At 33.4% G+C, this 16,904-nt stretch carries 15 protein-coding genes; 1 reads left to right on the forward strand and 14 read right to left on the reverse strand.

Annotation, left to right across the window (positions count from 1 at the left end; genetic code table 11):
• Positions 1 to 10: 10 nt before the first annotated feature.
• From udk to sal, 13 genes are all read right to left on the reverse strand, one after another.
• On the reverse strand, positions 11 to 634 hold the full coding sequence (gene udk, locus BJS11_RS00465; protein ID WP_069996464.1) for a uridine kinase: 624 nt from the start codon (positions 632 to 634) through the stop codon (positions 11 to 13).
• On the reverse strand, positions 634 to 1,902 hold the full coding sequence (locus BJS11_RS00470; RefSeq protein ID WP_069996463.1) for a peptidase U32 family protein: 1,269 nt from the start codon (positions 1,900 to 1,902) through the stop codon (positions 634 to 636). The genes udk and BJS11_RS00470 overlap by 1 nt, the downstream gene beginning before the upstream one ends.
• 13 nt (positions 1,903 to 1,915) lie before the next feature.
• A complete protein-coding gene (locus BJS11_RS00475) occupies positions 1,916 to 2,839 on the reverse strand; it encodes a peptidase U32 family protein (RefSeq protein ID WP_069996462.1) in 924 nt (307 codons plus the stop codon).
• Positions 2,836 to 3,477, reverse strand: coding sequence for an O-methyltransferase (locus tag BJS11_RS00480; protein WP_069996461.1), 642 nt, complete (start codon positions 3,475 to 3,477; stop codon positions 2,836 to 2,838). The genes BJS11_RS00475 and BJS11_RS00480 overlap by 4 nt, the downstream gene beginning before the upstream one ends.
• A 412-nt stretch (positions 3,478 to 3,889) precedes the next feature.
• Positions 3,890 to 4,210, reverse strand: coding sequence for a DUF1292 domain-containing protein (locus tag BJS11_RS00485; RefSeq protein ID WP_069996460.1), 321 nt, complete (start codon positions 4,208 to 4,210; stop codon positions 3,890 to 3,892).
• A gap of 16 nt (positions 4,211 to 4,226) precedes the next feature.
• Positions 4,227 to 4,655, reverse strand: a complete 429-nt coding sequence (gene ruvX, locus BJS11_RS00490; protein ID WP_069996459.1) for a Holliday junction resolvase RuvX — start codon at positions 4,653 to 4,655, stop codon at positions 4,227 to 4,229.
• A 3-nt stretch (positions 4,656 to 4,658) separates the two neighbouring features.
• Positions 4,659 to 4,919, reverse strand: a complete 261-nt coding sequence (locus tag BJS11_RS00495; RefSeq protein WP_069996458.1) for an IreB family regulatory phosphoprotein — start codon at positions 4,917 to 4,919, stop codon at positions 4,659 to 4,661.
• 67 nt (positions 4,920 to 4,986) lie between these two features.
• A complete protein-coding gene (gene alaS, locus BJS11_RS00500) occupies positions 4,987 to 7,617 on the reverse strand; it encodes an alanine--tRNA ligase (protein ID WP_069996457.1) in 2,631 nt (876 codons plus the stop codon).
• 348 nt (positions 7,618 to 7,965) lie between these two features.
• Positions 7,966 to 10,359, reverse strand: a complete 2,394-nt coding sequence (gene recD2, locus BJS11_RS00505; RefSeq protein ID WP_069996456.1) for an SF1B family DNA helicase RecD2 — start codon at positions 10,357 to 10,359, stop codon at positions 7,966 to 7,968.
• A 3-nt stretch (positions 10,360 to 10,362) separates the two neighbouring features.
• Positions 10,363 to 11,028: a tetratricopeptide repeat protein gene (locus tag BJS11_RS00510; RefSeq protein ID WP_069996455.1), complete on the reverse strand. Its 666-nt coding sequence runs from the start codon at positions 11,026 to 11,028 to the stop codon at positions 10,363 to 10,365.
• Between the two features lie 135 nt (positions 11,029 to 11,163).
• Complete coding sequence (gene mnmA / locus BJS11_RS00515; RefSeq protein ID WP_069996454.1) at positions 11,164 to 12,276, reverse strand: tRNA 2-thiouridine(34) synthase MnmA; 1,113 nt, start codon at positions 12,274 to 12,276, stop codon at positions 11,164 to 11,166.
• Positions 12,276 to 13,418, reverse strand: coding sequence for a cysteine desulfurase family protein (locus BJS11_RS00520; RefSeq protein WP_069996453.1), 1,143 nt, complete (start codon positions 13,416 to 13,418; stop codon positions 12,276 to 12,278). The genes mnmA and BJS11_RS00520 overlap by 1 nt, the downstream gene beginning before the upstream one ends.
• Positions 13,419 to 13,478: 60 nt before the next feature.
• Positions 13,479 to 15,110 (reverse strand): Sal family ABC-F type ribosomal protection protein, encoded by a 1,632-nt coding sequence (gene sal, locus BJS11_RS00525; protein ID WP_081333933.1) that lies wholly within the window; start codon positions 15,108 to 15,110, stop codon positions 13,479 to 13,481.
• A 300-nt stretch (positions 15,111 to 15,410) separates the two neighbouring features.
• Between sal and BJS11_RS00530 the strand changes: the two genes are divergently transcribed.
• Positions 15,411 to 16,409 (forward strand): LLM class flavin-dependent oxidoreductase, encoded by a 999-nt coding sequence (locus BJS11_RS00530; RefSeq protein WP_069996271.1) that lies wholly within the window; start codon positions 15,411 to 15,413, stop codon positions 16,407 to 16,409.
• A gap of 307 nt (positions 16,410 to 16,716) precedes the next feature.
• Here the strand turns inward: BJS11_RS00530 and BJS11_RS13755 are convergent, their stop codons facing one another.
• Positions 16,717 to 16,881 (reverse strand): hypothetical protein, encoded by a 165-nt coding sequence (locus tag BJS11_RS13755; RefSeq protein ID WP_167351800.1) that lies wholly within the window; start codon positions 16,879 to 16,881, stop codon positions 16,717 to 16,719.
• Positions 16,882 to 16,904 lie beyond the last annotated feature (23 nt).

Raw genomic sequence — 16,904 nt, forward strand, 5'->3', positions numbered from 1 at the left:
CCTATACAGTCTATTGTTTACTTACTAAAGTTTGAATCTTTGTAGTCATAATGTCAATTGCGACTTTATTACTACCACCTTCTGGGATAATAATATCCGCATACCTTTTAGTAGGTTCAATGAATTGGTTGTGCATTGGACGTACTACATTTAAATATTGATTAATAACTGACTCCATTGTACGCCCACGCTCTTCGGTATCTCTTAATAACCGTCTTAAAATGCGTAAATCAGCGTCAGTATCAACATAAATTTTAACATCCATTAAATCACGTAACGTTTTATTTTCAAGTGCAAATATGCCTTCTACGATAATAACATCTTTTGGCTCAAATGCAATCGTTTCTTTACTTCGAGTATGATTTGTATAATCATATGTCGGCACTTCAACCTGTTTGCCATTTCTTAAATCATTTAGGTTTTCAATCAATAAATCATTATCGAAAGCAAACGGATGGTCATAATTCGTTTCTAAACGTTCATCAAACGTTAAATGTGATTGGTCTTTATAATAATAGTCTTGAGCCAATAGTGCAACACTATGCCCTTCTAAATTCTTCATTATTTCATTTGTAACTGATGTTTTACCAGAACCTGAACCGCCTGCAATACCTATAATTGTTGTGCTTTTCATTATCCAATTTCCTTTCTCATCATATTGTTTTTATAAATTGGACGATCGACCTTTAATTGCACAATTTGTAATGGATGTCGCGCGGCATCAAGTTCATTTCCTTCTTCGTCATAAATTGTGTGTACTACTTGTCGGAACGTATCTATTTCAGGACCAAAAAATTCAATTTCTTGGCCTGGTTCAAATTTATTACGTTGCTGGATTGTGGCAATATTTGATGTTTCATCATAATCTAATACAAGTCCACAAAAGTCATAATCTGAATTTTTCTTATTCTGTTGGCCAAACATTTGCTCTTCGTAACCAGGTGTTCCTTCAAAAAATGCTGAAGCAGTATCACGGTTTGCACATTTATCTAATTCAATTAACCATTCAGGTTTAATTTTAAAATGTTCTGGATCTGCAGCATAAGCATCAATAACTTTTCTATAAACTGATACAACAGTAGCAATGTAATGAATAGACTTCATACGTCCTTCGATTTTCAACGAGTCCACGCCAATGTCCATCATATTAGGTATAGATTCAATTAATTTTAAATCTTTAGGACTCATTGCAAAAGGTGCAACATCATTGTCAGCATAAAATAAATCTAGTTCCCCTTCATTATCTACTTCTAACAAATCATAATCCCAGCGACAACTTTGGCAACATCCACCTCTATTAGAGTCACGTGCAGTCATATGATTACTCAATGTACATCTGCCTGAATATGCAATACACATTGCACCATGAATGAAAGCTTCAATTTCAATATCAACTTTTTCTTTCATTTCTTTCATTTCCATTGCACCTGTTTCACGGGCTAATACAACTCTATCTAAACCTTCTTCTTTCCAATATTCAACAGCTTTATAATTAGAAAGTGACTGTTGCGTAGATAAATGAATCTCAAGTTCTGGCGCAACTTGCTTACAAGTTTCTATAATTAATGGATCTGCAACGATGATACCTGTTGCACCGGCTGCAGCTAAATCACGTAAATATTCTTCTAAACCGTCCATATTTTCATCATGCGCTATAATATTCGTCGTAATATATATTTTAGCGCCATATTTATTTGCAAATTCAACGCCTTCTTTTATTTCAGCCATAGTAAAATTATCAGCATTAGATCTTAAGCCATATGCTTGGCCTCCTAAGAAGACAGCATCTGCACCATAATGTACGGCAATTTTAAGTTTTTCTAAATTTCCAGCTGGGGCTAGAAGCTCAGGTTTCTTTATTTTAGGTGTGTTCTGAGTATTTATTTCTTCTAAAATTTTCACTGTTTCGCCTCCATCAATATACTGTTTGTTTATATAAAAAGCCTTCGTCGAAAGGACGGTGTTCTGGTTGAATTTCTTCAATCGGGTCGACAAGCATGAATTTTTCATCATCATATGCTTCAGGGTCTTCGTTATATAAATCTATAGCTTCACGATATTGTTCTGTGCATACATTGATATACTCTTCAGTTTGCAAGACACCATCTATTTTTAATGCATCAATGCCTACTTCTAATAATGAATCCAATTCTTCAATAAGACAAATATCATTAGGTGACATAATATGAGTGCCATTATAATCTTCATAAACTGGATATTTATTATCACGCTCTTCGTCATATAACAATAATTCATTAGCTTCTTTATTACGTTCAATCTTCATTTGTCGCTCTTGGAAAGTATAATAATTACCTAATAGCATGCGTTTTGATTGGAACATACAAGTCATACCGTGTACTTGTACTTCGATTTCCACATTAGCGTGCTTTTTTATATTAATAATTTCTTCTAAGCTTAACTCTCTAGCTAGTTGAGCACGTTGCGCACCTTTTTTGCCCCAATAGTTACATTGAAAATGGTTTGTTACTAATGCTTCTGCATCCCAATTTAATGGGATCGGATTAGTTTGATCTTTTACAAACATGACAACAGCAGGATCACCAAAAATTATACGATCAACTTTGACTTCATGTAAAAATCCAATATATGCTTCAAGCGCATTCAAATGATAATTATGAAAAATGCCATTTACTGCTGCATATGCCTTTTTTCCATTACGATGGATTAATTCAACAGCTTGCTGCATGGCTTGCTTATCGAATTCTCCGGCAAGTCTTAGTCCAAATTTTTGTTCACCTATAACAAAAGCATCTGCACCTTTTTCAATTAATGTCTCTATATGAGCAACAGATTTCGGTGTTACTAATAATTCTGTCATTGTAATTCTCCTTTAATTGAAATTGCTAAACCATCATCCATATTTAAAAAATTAGTTGTATAAGCTGGATTATTCATTAACCATTCATTATACTCAATAACTTTTTTAACCATCTGACGTACATTTCGTGTTCGCACAACTGATATATCAGAAACAAATCCATGATAAAGCACATTATCTGTAATAACTAAACCACCAACTTTTAATAATGGTGTATACAATTCAAAAAACTTTTTAGATTGCGCTTTGGCAGCATCAATAAATATCATATCATAGGTACGATCATTAACTTTTGAAAATTGTTCTAAAGCGTCTCCCTGTATCATTCTTATTTGTGACGTATAACCAAATTGATTAAAATTTTCTTGAGCTTTTTGTTGCATTTCAATATTACGTTCGATTGTCGTTACATGTATATCACTTGCTACTGAAGCAAATTGCATTGCGCTGTAGCCGATTGCTGTACCAATTTCAAGTATATTCAAAGGCTTATGTAGTCGAATTAATTGTTTAATCATATCTAATGTTAATCTATCTACAATCGGTACTTGGTGCATTTCCGCATATGCTCTTAAACTTTCAATATCATTGTCTGTATGCTTATGTAAATTCAATAAATAGGATTCGTTGTTTTCCATTTTTCAGAACTTCCTTTAATGTAAAATGATACCTTTTATTTAAACAATAAAAATAAATCAGCCACTTACGACTGATTGAGTTTTAATTATCACTGTTTATGTATACACATATGAGTTGTTTAAATTTATGTATATAACTTATTTTCAAATAAGCGTACGATTAAATTTAACTTTATATATTTTACCACAAACGCATAGATAATATAAGTATTATTTAATGCATTAACTCTAGTCTCATCGTTTTGAGTTATAATTGTAATAAATGATTCCACACTTTCTACGATACAAAAAAGCCACAAGCATCAATATACATGCTTGTGACTCTCATACTAAAATATTTGAACTGTTAGATAAACAAAACATTAATTTAAAATCATAAATTTATCTTAGTGATTTTAAATTTAATTCTAAATTATTCGTGGTCGTGATCATCCATTTCAGTGTTCACAACTTCTTCAATCATATCCCATTCTTCATCAGTTTCAACTGGTAAAAATTTACCACCTTCACCGTTTTCGTCAGGTTCATTGATCATTGGAACTAATTCAATTAAATCATCATCATCTGATTCTGCGCCTTCTTCTGCAAGAATCACATACTCTTTTTTAAATTCAGGATGGAAAAATTCTAATACTTTGCGATAAAGAACTTCATTTCCTTCTTCATCGTATAAAGTTAATAATTCCTCTTCATTGTTAATTTCTAGTTCTGAATTGTGATTGTGTTCTGTCATTATTAAACGCTCCTTTTTATTGTAAAGAATCTAAATAGCCTTGTAAGATAAACACGGCCGCCATTTTATCAATGACTTTTTTACGTTTCTCTCGAGAAACATCCGCTTCTAACAATGAACGCTCAGCCGCCATAGTACTTAAACGCTCGTCCCACATGATTATTTCTAAGGATGGCAATGATTCTTGTAGTTGCTCCTTGTATTGTAACGAAGCTTCGCCTCTAAAGCCAATAGAATTGTTCATATTTTTAGGTAAACCAATAACTACTGTCCCAACTTTTTCTCTTTTTATAATTTCAACGAGTTGATCTATACCTAAATCATTATTTTCTTCGTCTATACGGAGTGTGTCTAATCCCTGGGCTGTCCAACCCATAAGATCACTTATTGCAATGCCTACAGTTTTACTACCTACATCTAGTCCAATGATTTTATGCTTTAACATAAATTAATTAGATTTCTCTTGCACATAACTAGAAACTAATTCTTCCATAATATCATCACGATCTATACGACGAATTTGATTTCTAGCTTCATTATTACGTGGAATATAAGCCGGATCACCAGATAATAAATAACCTACTATTTGATTGACTGGGTTATAGCCTCTTTCAGCTAATGTATTATAGACATTTTGTAGTACTGTTTTGACATCTTCTTTTGGAATTTCATCATAACTAAATTTCATTGTTTTATCAAAATTTTCCATGTATAACACTCCTTATTATGCAAGTAAAAACGTTCTTGTTTACATTCTACATTAGTTTTGTCTGAAGTTATAGCGATTTAATGTAATCTTTAATGAAACGTAATGATTCTGTTATTTTCTCAGGTTCAGTACCGCCACCTTGTGCCATATCAGGGCGTCCGCCGCCTTTTCCGCCAACAATCGGTGCCATGTTTTTAATGATTTCACCAGCTTTTACTTTATCTGTCATTGATTTTGGAACAGTAGCGACTAACGCCACTTTACCATCTACCTCACTGATAAGTACAATAATCACGTCTTGTAATTTAGATTTAAAATCATCCATAGTTTCACGAATTGCTTTGGCGTTTGGAACTTCTACTTCTGTAGCAAGTACTTTTAGACCATTGATTTCTTCGACTTGATCAGTAATGTCCCCCATTTTCAATGCAGTAACTTCTTTATTTTTTTGTTCCAATTGTTTTGCAAGTTCTTTTTCATCAGACTGCATCTGTATAATTTTTTCTAATACTTGATCATTTGATTTAACTTTAACTTGAGATTTAACTGCATTAAATTGTGATTGAATTGTTTCAAGATATAAGAAAGCTGATTTACCTGTTAAGGCTTCAATACGACGAACACCAGCACCTGTTCCTGATTCGCTTACAATTTTGAACAAACCAATTTCTGACGTATTATTTACATGGATACCACCACAAAGTTCGATAGAATATGGTGCCATATTTACTACTCTGACAACATCACCGTATTTTTCACCAAATAAAGCCATTGCGCCTAGTTGTTTCGCTTCGTCAATTTGCATTTCTTGAATATCTACATCAATACTATTCCAAATCTCTTCATTTACTCTGCGTTCTACTTGTTCAATTTCATCTTCTGTCATTGGTCCGAAATGTGAAAAGTCAAATCTTAAACGATCTGCTTCAACAAGTGAACCGGCTTGGTTAACATGGTCGCCTAGTACTTCTTTTAATGCGGCATGTAATAAATGTGTCGCACTATGATTTTTCTTAATTGAACGACGCTCTTTATGGTTAACGCTTGCTGAAACCTCTGCACCAGTTGTTACAGTACCAAATTGTACTTCACCTTTGTGAAGATTTTGACCATTTGGTGCTTTCGTTACTTCGGTTACAGCAATTTCAAAATTTTCATTACTAATTGTACCTTGGTCAGCTACTTGACCACCACTTACTGCGTAAAATGGTGTTTCTTTAAGTACAAAGTAAATCGTATCTCCGGCTTCTGCACTTTCAACGATTTCACCATTATGAATCATGTCAGTAATCGTAGATACTTTATCCATCACATCGTAACCAACAAATGTACTTTCAGTCGTAATATTTTTTAATACTTCACTTTGAATTTGCATAGATTGTGAATTTTGTCTAGCTTGTCTAGCTCTATCACGTTGTTGTTGCATTTCAACTTCAAATGTCTTCATGTCGACAGCTAAGTTTTCTTGTGTTGCAATTTCTTCTGTCAATTCAATTGGAAAACCATACGTATCATATAATTTAAATGCATCTTTACCACTAATTTCTTGTGAGGTTGATTTCGCTTGAGCAACTAGATTATTTAAAATTGTTAAACCTTCTTCCAAAGTTTCATGGAAACGTTCTTCTTCTGATTTTATAACACGTTTAATAAAGTCAGCTTTTTCTTTTACATTTGGGTAATAAGGTTCCATAATTTCTGCTACAATATCCACTAATTGATACATGAACGGTTCATTAATATCAAGAGATTGACTAAATCTTACTGCGCGACGGAGTAAGCGACGTAATACATATCCTCTACCTTCATTTGCAGGTAACGCACCATCAGCAATTGCGAATGCAATTGTACGGATATGATCAGCAATGACTTTGAAAGCAACATCATAGTTGTCATTTTCTAAATATGTTTTACCTGATACATTTTCTACCTCATGAATGATCGGCATAAATAAATCTGTTTCGTAATTCGTACGTACATTTTGGGCGATTGATGCCATTCTTTCCAATCCCATACCTGTATCAATATTTTTATTAGGTAATGGCGTGTAAGTATGATCCTTATTATGATTAAATTCACTAAATACAAGATTCCATACTTCTAAATATCGTTCATTTTCACCACCTGGATACATTTCTTCTACTGGATCATTCTCACCAAATGCATCGCCTCTATCATAGAATATTTCTGTATTTGGTCCTGATGGTCCTTCACCAATATCCCAGAAATTACCTTCAATACGAATAATTCTGCTTTCTTCTAAACCAATTTCTTCATTCCATATGCGATATGCTTCTACATCTTCTGGATGAATAGTTACATATAATAATTTCGGATCCATCGCCATCCATTTTTCACTTGTTAAAAATTCCCATGCAAATTCAATGGCTTCTTTTTTAAAATAATCACCTATTGAAAAATTACCAAGCATTTCAAAAAATGTATGATGACGTGCTGTAAAACCAACATTTTCAATATCATTTGTACGAATAGCTTTTTGAGAATTTACAATTCGTGGCTTTTTCGGCGTTTCTCTACCATCGAAATATTTTTTTAGTGTTGCTACACCTGAATTAATCCATAATAATGAATCATCATCTATCGGCACAAGTGGTGCAGACGGCTCAACCATATGTCCCTTTTCTACAAAATAATCAATAAAGTTTTGTCTAATTTCACTTGCTTTTAAGTTCTTCATACTTAAAATCCCTCCATCTCAGCTCAATTAAATTGGTGAGTTAATAAAAATTAAATAAAAAAACGCCCATCCTCATAAAAGGGACGAACGTTTCGCGGTACCACCCTAGTTATAAGTATTAGTAAAACAACCCAAATTATGCTGTTGGTCTGCATGTTAACAGTAGGGTTTCTTACAATTTACTAATGTACACTTATCACTCAATTAGTTATTATGCATCCTGACATAAAGTAGCGTTCAACTATACTTACTGTACTTTACACCAACCAGTACATCTCTTTATGGTTCATATAGTTTACTCATCTTTATGCGAAGTTAATTATATTGTATTTATTTTCGTTGATAATGTCAATCTTCAACAAAGTCATACGGTGTCATTTGTCCCATATTAATCATAGGATTTATGTGGTAAATGTTCGCTTCAGTTAATATCATATCGGAATCAAACATTTCATCAACACTTTCATTATCCGACAGTTGCGCATCTTCATTAGTAAAATAAGCTTTTAAGAAGGTGCATAGTTGCGTCATCCTTGCTTGCCCATGTGTTTTCAATCCAATATCAAATGCCTGTGGATCTCCTAAAAATACGAGAGATTGCTTGGCACGCGTTAATCCAGTATATAGGATTGGCTTCTGTAACATTCTAAAATACTGCTTAACCATTGGCATGATAACAATAGGGAATTCTGAGCCTTGGGATTTATGAATAGAAGTGCAATATGCATGTGTTAACTCTAATAAATCTTGACGCACAAATGTGATTTCATTACCTTCGAAATCAACGACCAATACATCTTTATTTAAGGCGTTTTCTTTAGCCCAAAAAATTCCTACGATAACACCAATATCACCATTAAAAATGTTGTCACTTGGTCTATTTACAAGCTGTAATACTTTATCCCCTTTTCTAAACACGACATCTCCGAATTCAATTTCTCTCGTGTCTTTTTCCTTAGGATTCAAAATATCTTGCAATACAGTATTTAACTTTTTGATACCAGCCGAACCTTTGTACATCGGCGCTAAAACTTGAATATCACTCATGTCATAACCTTTTTTTACAGCACTTGACACTACTTTTTCTACAACAGTTGGAATTTGATCAGTCGTACAATTAATGAAATTACGATCATGAAACCGTTGCGTGATGTCTATAGGTTCACCTAACTTCATTCTATGTGCCAATTCAATAATGCTAGACCCGTCTTGTTGTCTATATACTTCAGTCAAATTCACTCTTGGAATGACTTTAGAATCTATTAAATCTTTAAATACTTGTCCTGGACCAACTGATGGTAATTGATCTTCATCTCCTACTAATATGATTTGAGCATCAATAGGAACAGCATTTAAAAATTGATGGAACAACCACGTATCAACCATAGACATCTCATCTATAATAATGAGCTTTGCCGTAATTTCATTTTCTAAAATATCTTCTGGCTGTGTATCTTGGTTCCAGCCTATCAAGCGATGAATGGTCATTGCTTCTAGTCCAGTAGACTCAGCTAAACGTTTAGATGCTCTTCCAGTCGGTGCACCTAATACAACTGGATAATCATCATTTTGGTAGTCATCGTAATCCAGTGATAAGCCATGAATTTCTGCATATAGTTCTACAATACCTTTAATTACAGTTGTTTTTCCGGTACCTGGTCCACCTGTAAGCAACATAACTTTAGAATTGATAGCAGTTTGTAACGCATCTTTTTGAGAATTTGCATAAGTCACTTGATTTCGAGACTCTATTTCTCCAATTTCCATCAATAAATCTGATTGCTCAATTTCCTTTAATTTATTCGTATATGAAAAATTACGATAAAGGTTTTGAACGCTTTTCAATTCTGAATAATAAAGACTAGGTATGGCCACTTCATATTCTTGTTGAATTAATTTAGTATCACTCACTAGCTCGTTTATTACATCTTCTAATTGCTCCTGCTCGATGATTTCATTTGGCGCTTGCGATAACATATTTTGGGTCATTTCTAGCACTTGATTTGTTGGTAAGTATGTATGTCCTTGTTTTATGCATTCTTCCTCAAGCACATAGAGAATACCTGCTTTTAATCGTTCTGGATCATTGAAATGAATACCGACATTACGTGCTAACGTATCCGCTTTATTAAAACCAATTCCTTTGACATCATAGACAAGTTGGTATGGCTTATGTTCAACAATATTTAAAGTTTCTCCTAAATATGCTTGATATATAGCCATTGCTAACTTAGGTCCGAATCCTAAATCATGTAAACGAATGATAATTTGCTCTGTCTCTTGATTACTTGCGATTTGTTCCGCTATTTGTTTTTGTTTCTTTTTAGGTAAACTTGGCACTTTTTCTAACACGCTAGGATCGTTTAATATATCATTAATCGCGTTCTCACCAAGTTTATTAACAATACTTTGTGCAGTTTTTTTACCAATACCTTTAAATAAATCACTAGACAGATAACTTATGATTGCTTCTTTAGTTTGTGGTAGCTCTTTTTCAAACGTTTCAGCTTTTAATTGCTTGCCATACTTAGCATGTGTAACCACTTGACCTTTAAATGTATACACATCTCCTTCAGCAATCTCTGGGAAAAACCCTACAATTGTCGGCATCGAATCAAATGATTCGTTAGATTCAATCAAATCAACTTTTAAAACCGTATAAAAATTGTCTTTATTTTGAAACAAAATAGCATCAACGGTTCCTTTAATCATTGAATTGTTAAATAATGTAGGGTCTTCCATAAGTTATTCCTCCTCTGCGATAGCTTTAAAAGTTTTAATTGCATGATGACTCATCATATGTTCCGGATTTACTTTAACTGCTTCTTCAAAATATGCTAATGCTTGATCTGTATCTTCGGTTTGCATATAAGATGCTAGACCTAAATTATAAAGTGCATCTGCATGTTTTTTATCTATTTCTAAAACATGTTGTAGTTGTTTTATCGCTTGTTCGAACATTTCTAAATGACATAATACTAAACCATATTGAAATTGAACCTCGACATCTTGGCGTTGATCTTGTTCTGCTGCAGTCATTAAAAATGGTAATGCTTCTTTAAAAGCTTCTAATTGATTGAATGACATACCAATCATATAATTTGTATCTACAGTATCAACATTAAATTTCAATGCTTGTTGATAAAGCTTAATACCTTCATTAAATCGTCCTTCATTATAATAAACATTTGCCAAATTATAATATATTGCACCATTTTCCGGTGCTAATGTAATCGCACGTTGGAAGAATTTTTCTGCTTTTTCAACTTCTCCTGCTTCTGCTAATAATATACCTGCATTTATGTAATTCTCTACTTCTTTTGGATTTGCTTCAATATTTTCAAAAAGTGCCTTCAATGCCGCTTCAAAATTACCTTGTTTAATTAAATTATAAATTTGTTCTTGATTCAAAATTAACCCTCATTTCTGACTTCTAATTATAACATTTTCAGCTTATCTTTAACTATAAATTTCAAAAAAAGAAATCGCTAGTTACTATATTGTATAGTTGACTAACGATTTCAATTTCACAAACACTACAATCCTTTATAATACATAGCTCAATTGACCAGATTCTTTAAAAACATCGTCAATTGTTGCGCCACCTAAACAGACATCACCGTCGTATAAAACTACAGATTGACCAGGTGTAATCGCACGTACTGGTTCGTCAAATGTAACACGTATCGCATTATCATGTTCTTTTTGAACAAAAACTTTTGTATCTTTTTGACGATATCTAAATTTTGCCGTACACTCAAAACCATTTTCAAGATCAACTTCATTAATAAATGAAATGTCAGAGGCAATTAAATAATCACTATATAACGCTTCATGATGGAAACCTTGTTCTACATAAAGCACATTATCATTTAGATTTTTGCCTACTACAAACCAAGGATCACCATCACCGCCGATACCTAAACCATGGCGTTGACCAATAGTATAATACATCAAACCAGCGTGAGTCCCTATTTTTCTACCATCGAGCGTGCGCATTTCACCAGATTGTGCTGGTAAATACTGAGATAAAAATTCTTTGAAGTTTCGTTCTCCTATAAAACAAATACCTGTAGAATCTTTTTTCTTAGCCGTTGCTAAATCTTGTTCCTCAGCAATTCGGCGGACTTCTTTTTTCTCTATGTTACCAATTGGAAACATCACTTTCGATAGTTGTTCTTGTGATAATTGATTTAAGAAATACGTTTGGTCTTTATTATTATCCACACCACGTAGCATTTCTACATGTCCATCTTCACTGCGACGCACACGTGCATAATGGCCTGTAGCTACATAATCTGCGCCTAATTTCAAAGCATGTTCAAGAAATGCTTTGAATTTTATTTCCTTATTACACATTACATCGGGGTTTGGTGTACGTCCTTTTTTATATTCATCTAAGAAATATGTGAATACTTTATCCCAATATTCTTTCTCAAAATTAACTGCATAATATGGAATACCTAATTGGTTACATACTGCAATCACATCATTATAATCTTCAGTGGCTGTACAAACACCATTTTCATCTGTGTCATCCCAATTTTTCATAAAAATGCCAATTACATCATAGCCTTGTTCTTTCAATATATGTGCAGTGACTGAACTATCTACGCCACCGGACATACCTACAACTACTCGTGTATCTTTGTTTGACACTATGCTTCCTCCTTAAATTTGTGATAAATCTTGTGAATTTCCATTGCTATATATTTTATTTCTTGTTCTGTCGTTTGTTCATTAAAACTAAATCTAATTGAATGTTTTGCTCTATCGTCGTCACCATACATCGCTTGTAATACATGCGAAGGTGTTGTTGTACCAGCAGTACATGCAGACCCTGAAGAAACATAAATGTTTGATAAATCTAATAAAGTTAGCATTGTCTCAACATCAATAAAAGGTAAATATAAATTGACAATATGACCGGTTGTATCAATCATTGAACCATTTAGTTCGAAAGGAACTGATCGCTCTTGAAGTGTTACTAAGAATAAATTTTTCAGATTCATTAAATGAATATTATGTTCATCTCTATGTTGATTTGATATTTGTAAAGCTTCTGCTAATCCGACAATTTGGGCAAGATTCTCAGTTCCAGCCCTACGCTTAGCTTCTTGCTCTCCGCCTAGTTGTTGAAATTTTAATGGTGTCTGCGTTTTAAGTAATAATGCACCTACGCCTTTAGGGCCACCAAATTTGTGTGCCGTTATGCTCATTGCATCAATATGAAATTCTTGAAAATCAATATCTAAGTGTCCCACAGCTTGCACTGCGTCTACATGAAAATACGCATTTGATTGTGCCATAATTTCATCAATATCATACATAGGTTGAACCGTACCAATTTCATTGTTTACAAACATAATAGACACCAATATTGTCTCTTCTGTTATTGCTCGTCGTAACTGTTCTAAATCAACCATACCTGATTTATCTACATTTAAATAGGTTACGTCAAATCCTTCTTTTTCTAGTTGCTCAAATACATGGAGTACTGAATGATGTTCGATTTTAGTAGTGATGATATGTTGCCCTTTATTCATCTGATCATAAGCAATGCCTTTAATGGCCAGATTATTAGATTCTGTTGCACCACTTGTAAAAATGACTTCGTTCGGTTTCGCATTAAAAGTTTTGGCAACCGTTCGGCGTGCTTCATCTAAGTATCGTCTTGCATCTCTACCCTTACTATGAATCGAGGAAGGATTTCCAAAGTGTGTTGCATAGATTTCCATCATTTTCTCAATAACTGCTTGTTTGACTGGGGTTGTAGCAGCATGATCTGCATATACTTCCATGTTTGACACTCCTTAAACTTTTATCAATGTTCCAATGATAGCACCAACGTACAAATTTTTCTAGTTGTCTGTTTCAAAATGTCCATTTTCATCAATATGCTTGTAATCATCTAACAACTTTAATGTTGCTTCTAAATTTGCTGATTTACGTTCATTTAAACTTACATTTACCAATTGTTGATTGGACACTTTCCAATGTGTCGCATCAATTCGCGATTGTAAATAAGTATCGTGTGTGACAATCAATACTTGCCCTTCAAAATTTTTAATCATATTTAAAATCAAGTTTTGTGTAGTAATGTCAAAATAATTCGTAGGTTCATCTAATATGAGCAACTGTGGATTTGAGAAAAATAATAACACAAATTGAAGTCTGCTTTTTTCACCCATGGATAATGCACATATCTGCTGGTTGACTTTGTCTTTATCAAAACCAAATGATGCTAATATGGTTTGTCCGTGACTTCTCGTCATACCATCTAATTCCATTACCATCTCTAATGGCGATTGTTCGTAGTTTAAACATTCATTTTGTTGGTCGAAATACGCAATTTTTAATGAAGGTGTAACATGAACTTGTCCTTGATCAGGTACACATATACCTCTTATCAATGCAATGAGTAATGATTTCCCGCTACCATTTGGACCCGTTAATAAAATATTTTCTTTATTTTTTATTTCAAAATGTGCATGTTGATATATAACTTTGCTATTTAATATCATCGTTAAATCTTCTATCCTCAATAGATAACGTTTTTGCATTGTTACTTTGGCATTAAAATGATAGTTCCTGTCTTCGTGCGCTGGCATTTCAGTTTGTTTTTGATCAATTTTTTGCTTGATTTGTGTTTCTTTAGTTTTAGCTTTCTTAGCTAATTTACTCAATTTCTTTTGTTGCTTTGGGTCTCTAACACTTGCGCTTGACTTAGCAGAATTATGCCAATCCTTTATACGTTGTATGGTTTCTTCAAGCATTTTAATTTCTTTTTGTTGCTTCTCAAAAGACTTAATCTGGGTTTGTACTTCTAAATCTTTAACAGTTTCATATTGATTATAATTTCCTTGATATTTTCGCGTACAATGTTGCGTAATTTCCAAAATCTGACTAGCAGTTTGATTGATAAAGCCACGGTGATGTGAAACAAACACTATTGTTTGATTGGATTTATTAACTTCTCTAACTAGGTTTCTTATCATATTTGCATCGAGATGATTCGTTGGCTCATCAAATAGAATCAGTGGTTTTTCCGACATAAATGCACGTAATAACATTATGCTAGTTTGTTGTCCACCGCTCAAAGTCTCAATAGTTTGCTCTAAAAGCTGTTCGGATAATTGAAATCGCTTGGCTTCTGTTATGATGCTTTGTTCAATTTCGTATCCATTCATTTCAATATAATCACTGATTTTTTCAACATTTTCTTCTAATTGTTTTCTTAACTTAGCAACTGTTGGGAAATTTAACAGCACGAATTCTAAACCAGACATTTTTTTATATAACTGCATATCTTGTTGCATAAGATAGGCTTCATCTTTATATTTTTCATGAAGTGATTTTAATAAGGTAGATTTCCCTACACCATTATCGCCTACAATCGCTATATGCTCTCCAAATTCAAAATCTATATTGACATCTTTAATCAATGTTTTACCATATTGCTCAAATGGTTTTTTTTTAAAATAAAAAGACATACTGCATCCCTCTCTTTTAAGGATATAATACGCCTTTGAATCAGTATCTATTTAAAATTTAAAATGCACACATGGCTACTTTAAGTTTAATACTATTTTAGACATAGTTATATCCCATAATTGTTGTATTTAACTGTTGTTGATTGAAATTATGCTTATGAGATTTATCCATAGTATTTTTCTTAAGCCACCTAACGTTGTAATTTACTACATTATAGCAATGAGCAATTTCTTACGCAAGTTCAAAATCGACTGTTATACTTCAAAGTACTTATTATCATTTGAGGAGGACTACGGAAAATGAAAAACTTAAAGTTATCTGCATTAAATTTAGTACCTATACGTGAAGGTCAAGATGACAAAGCTGCACTTGACGACATGGTGACACTAGCTCAAAACCTAGAGTCTTTAAACTATTCACGTTATTGGATAGCTGAACATCACAATGCTCCAAATTTAGTGAGTTCTGCAACTGCGCTATTAATACAACATACACTTGAACATACTTCAACTATACGTGTTGGTTCTGGAGGTATCATGCTTCCAAACCATGCACCATTAATCGTCGCGGAACAATTTGGAACAATGGCAACACTATTTCCAAACCGTGTAGATCTAGGTTTAGGGAGAGCACCTGGTACAGATATGATGACGGCGAGTGCGTTACGCCGAGACCAACATAATGGTGTTTATGAGTTTCCAGAAGAAGTAGAACAATTAGCAACATATTTTGGACCTGCTAATCAACAAGCATATGTTCGTGCTTATCCTGCAGTCGATAAAAATGTACCATTATACATCCTTGGTTCTTCAACAGATTCAGCACATTTAGCTGCTCGAAAAGGATTACCATATGTATTCGCAGGACATTTTGCTCCGCAACAAATGAAAGATGCGATACAAATTTATAAAGAACTATTTGAACCGTCTGACGTATTAAGTGAACCGTATGTTATGGTTTGTCTAAATGTCATTGTTGCAGACACTGACGAACAAGCTGAATATTTATCTACTACTCAAGCTCAAATCATGGTGAGTATTACACGTGGAAGAATGCAACCCGTCCAACCACCTACAGATGATTTAAGAGGATTATTAACACCAACAGAATTTGAATTGGCTAAACAAAGAATGGCTCAATCACTTATCGGATCAGAAGCGACAGTAAAAGATAAACTACTAGCATTTATCGAAGAATATGGTGATATAGATGAATTAATGGCAATTAGTTACATCTATGATCAAGATGCTCAGATGGATTCATATAAGAAACTCAAAAATGTTATAGATAATTTATAATCACACACAAGTAAAAATAAAATTGATGTGGGAGTGGGACAGAAATCCATTTCTCTAATAAAGATTTCGTAGTCCCATCCCGGCAAGGATGACTAGGGTTGAAATGTTTACCTGAGCTGAAGCTCATGCATAAGTCTCACTAACTTAATAAATTAAAGCAGTGAGACTTTATATTTTCAATTCAGTCATCTACTGCCTAATTGGAAAGAATCTGGGACATCTATCTATGTCTCAGATTCTTTTTCAAACAAAAAACTCAACGAACCACTTTGTTCGCTGAGTTTATACAATCTTTGGGAATAAAAAATTATCTTTCGTCTTTATTTTCTTCTTTTTTATCGTTATCACTGCCACCAGTGAATTTATCAATTTGTTCAGACGCTTGTTTTGCTTTTTCGTTATCAGTATCTTTTAATTTATCAGATACATTTTTAGCAGCTTCTTTTGCTTTATCAAAGAAATTTTCAGCCATTTGAATCACTCCTCATTCTAGTT

The sequence above is a fragment of the Staphylococcus caeli genome (genome assembly GCF_900097965.1).
In the GTDB taxonomy this organism is placed as follows: Bacteria; Bacillota; Bacilli; order Staphylococcales; family Staphylococcaceae; genus Staphylococcus; species Staphylococcus caeli.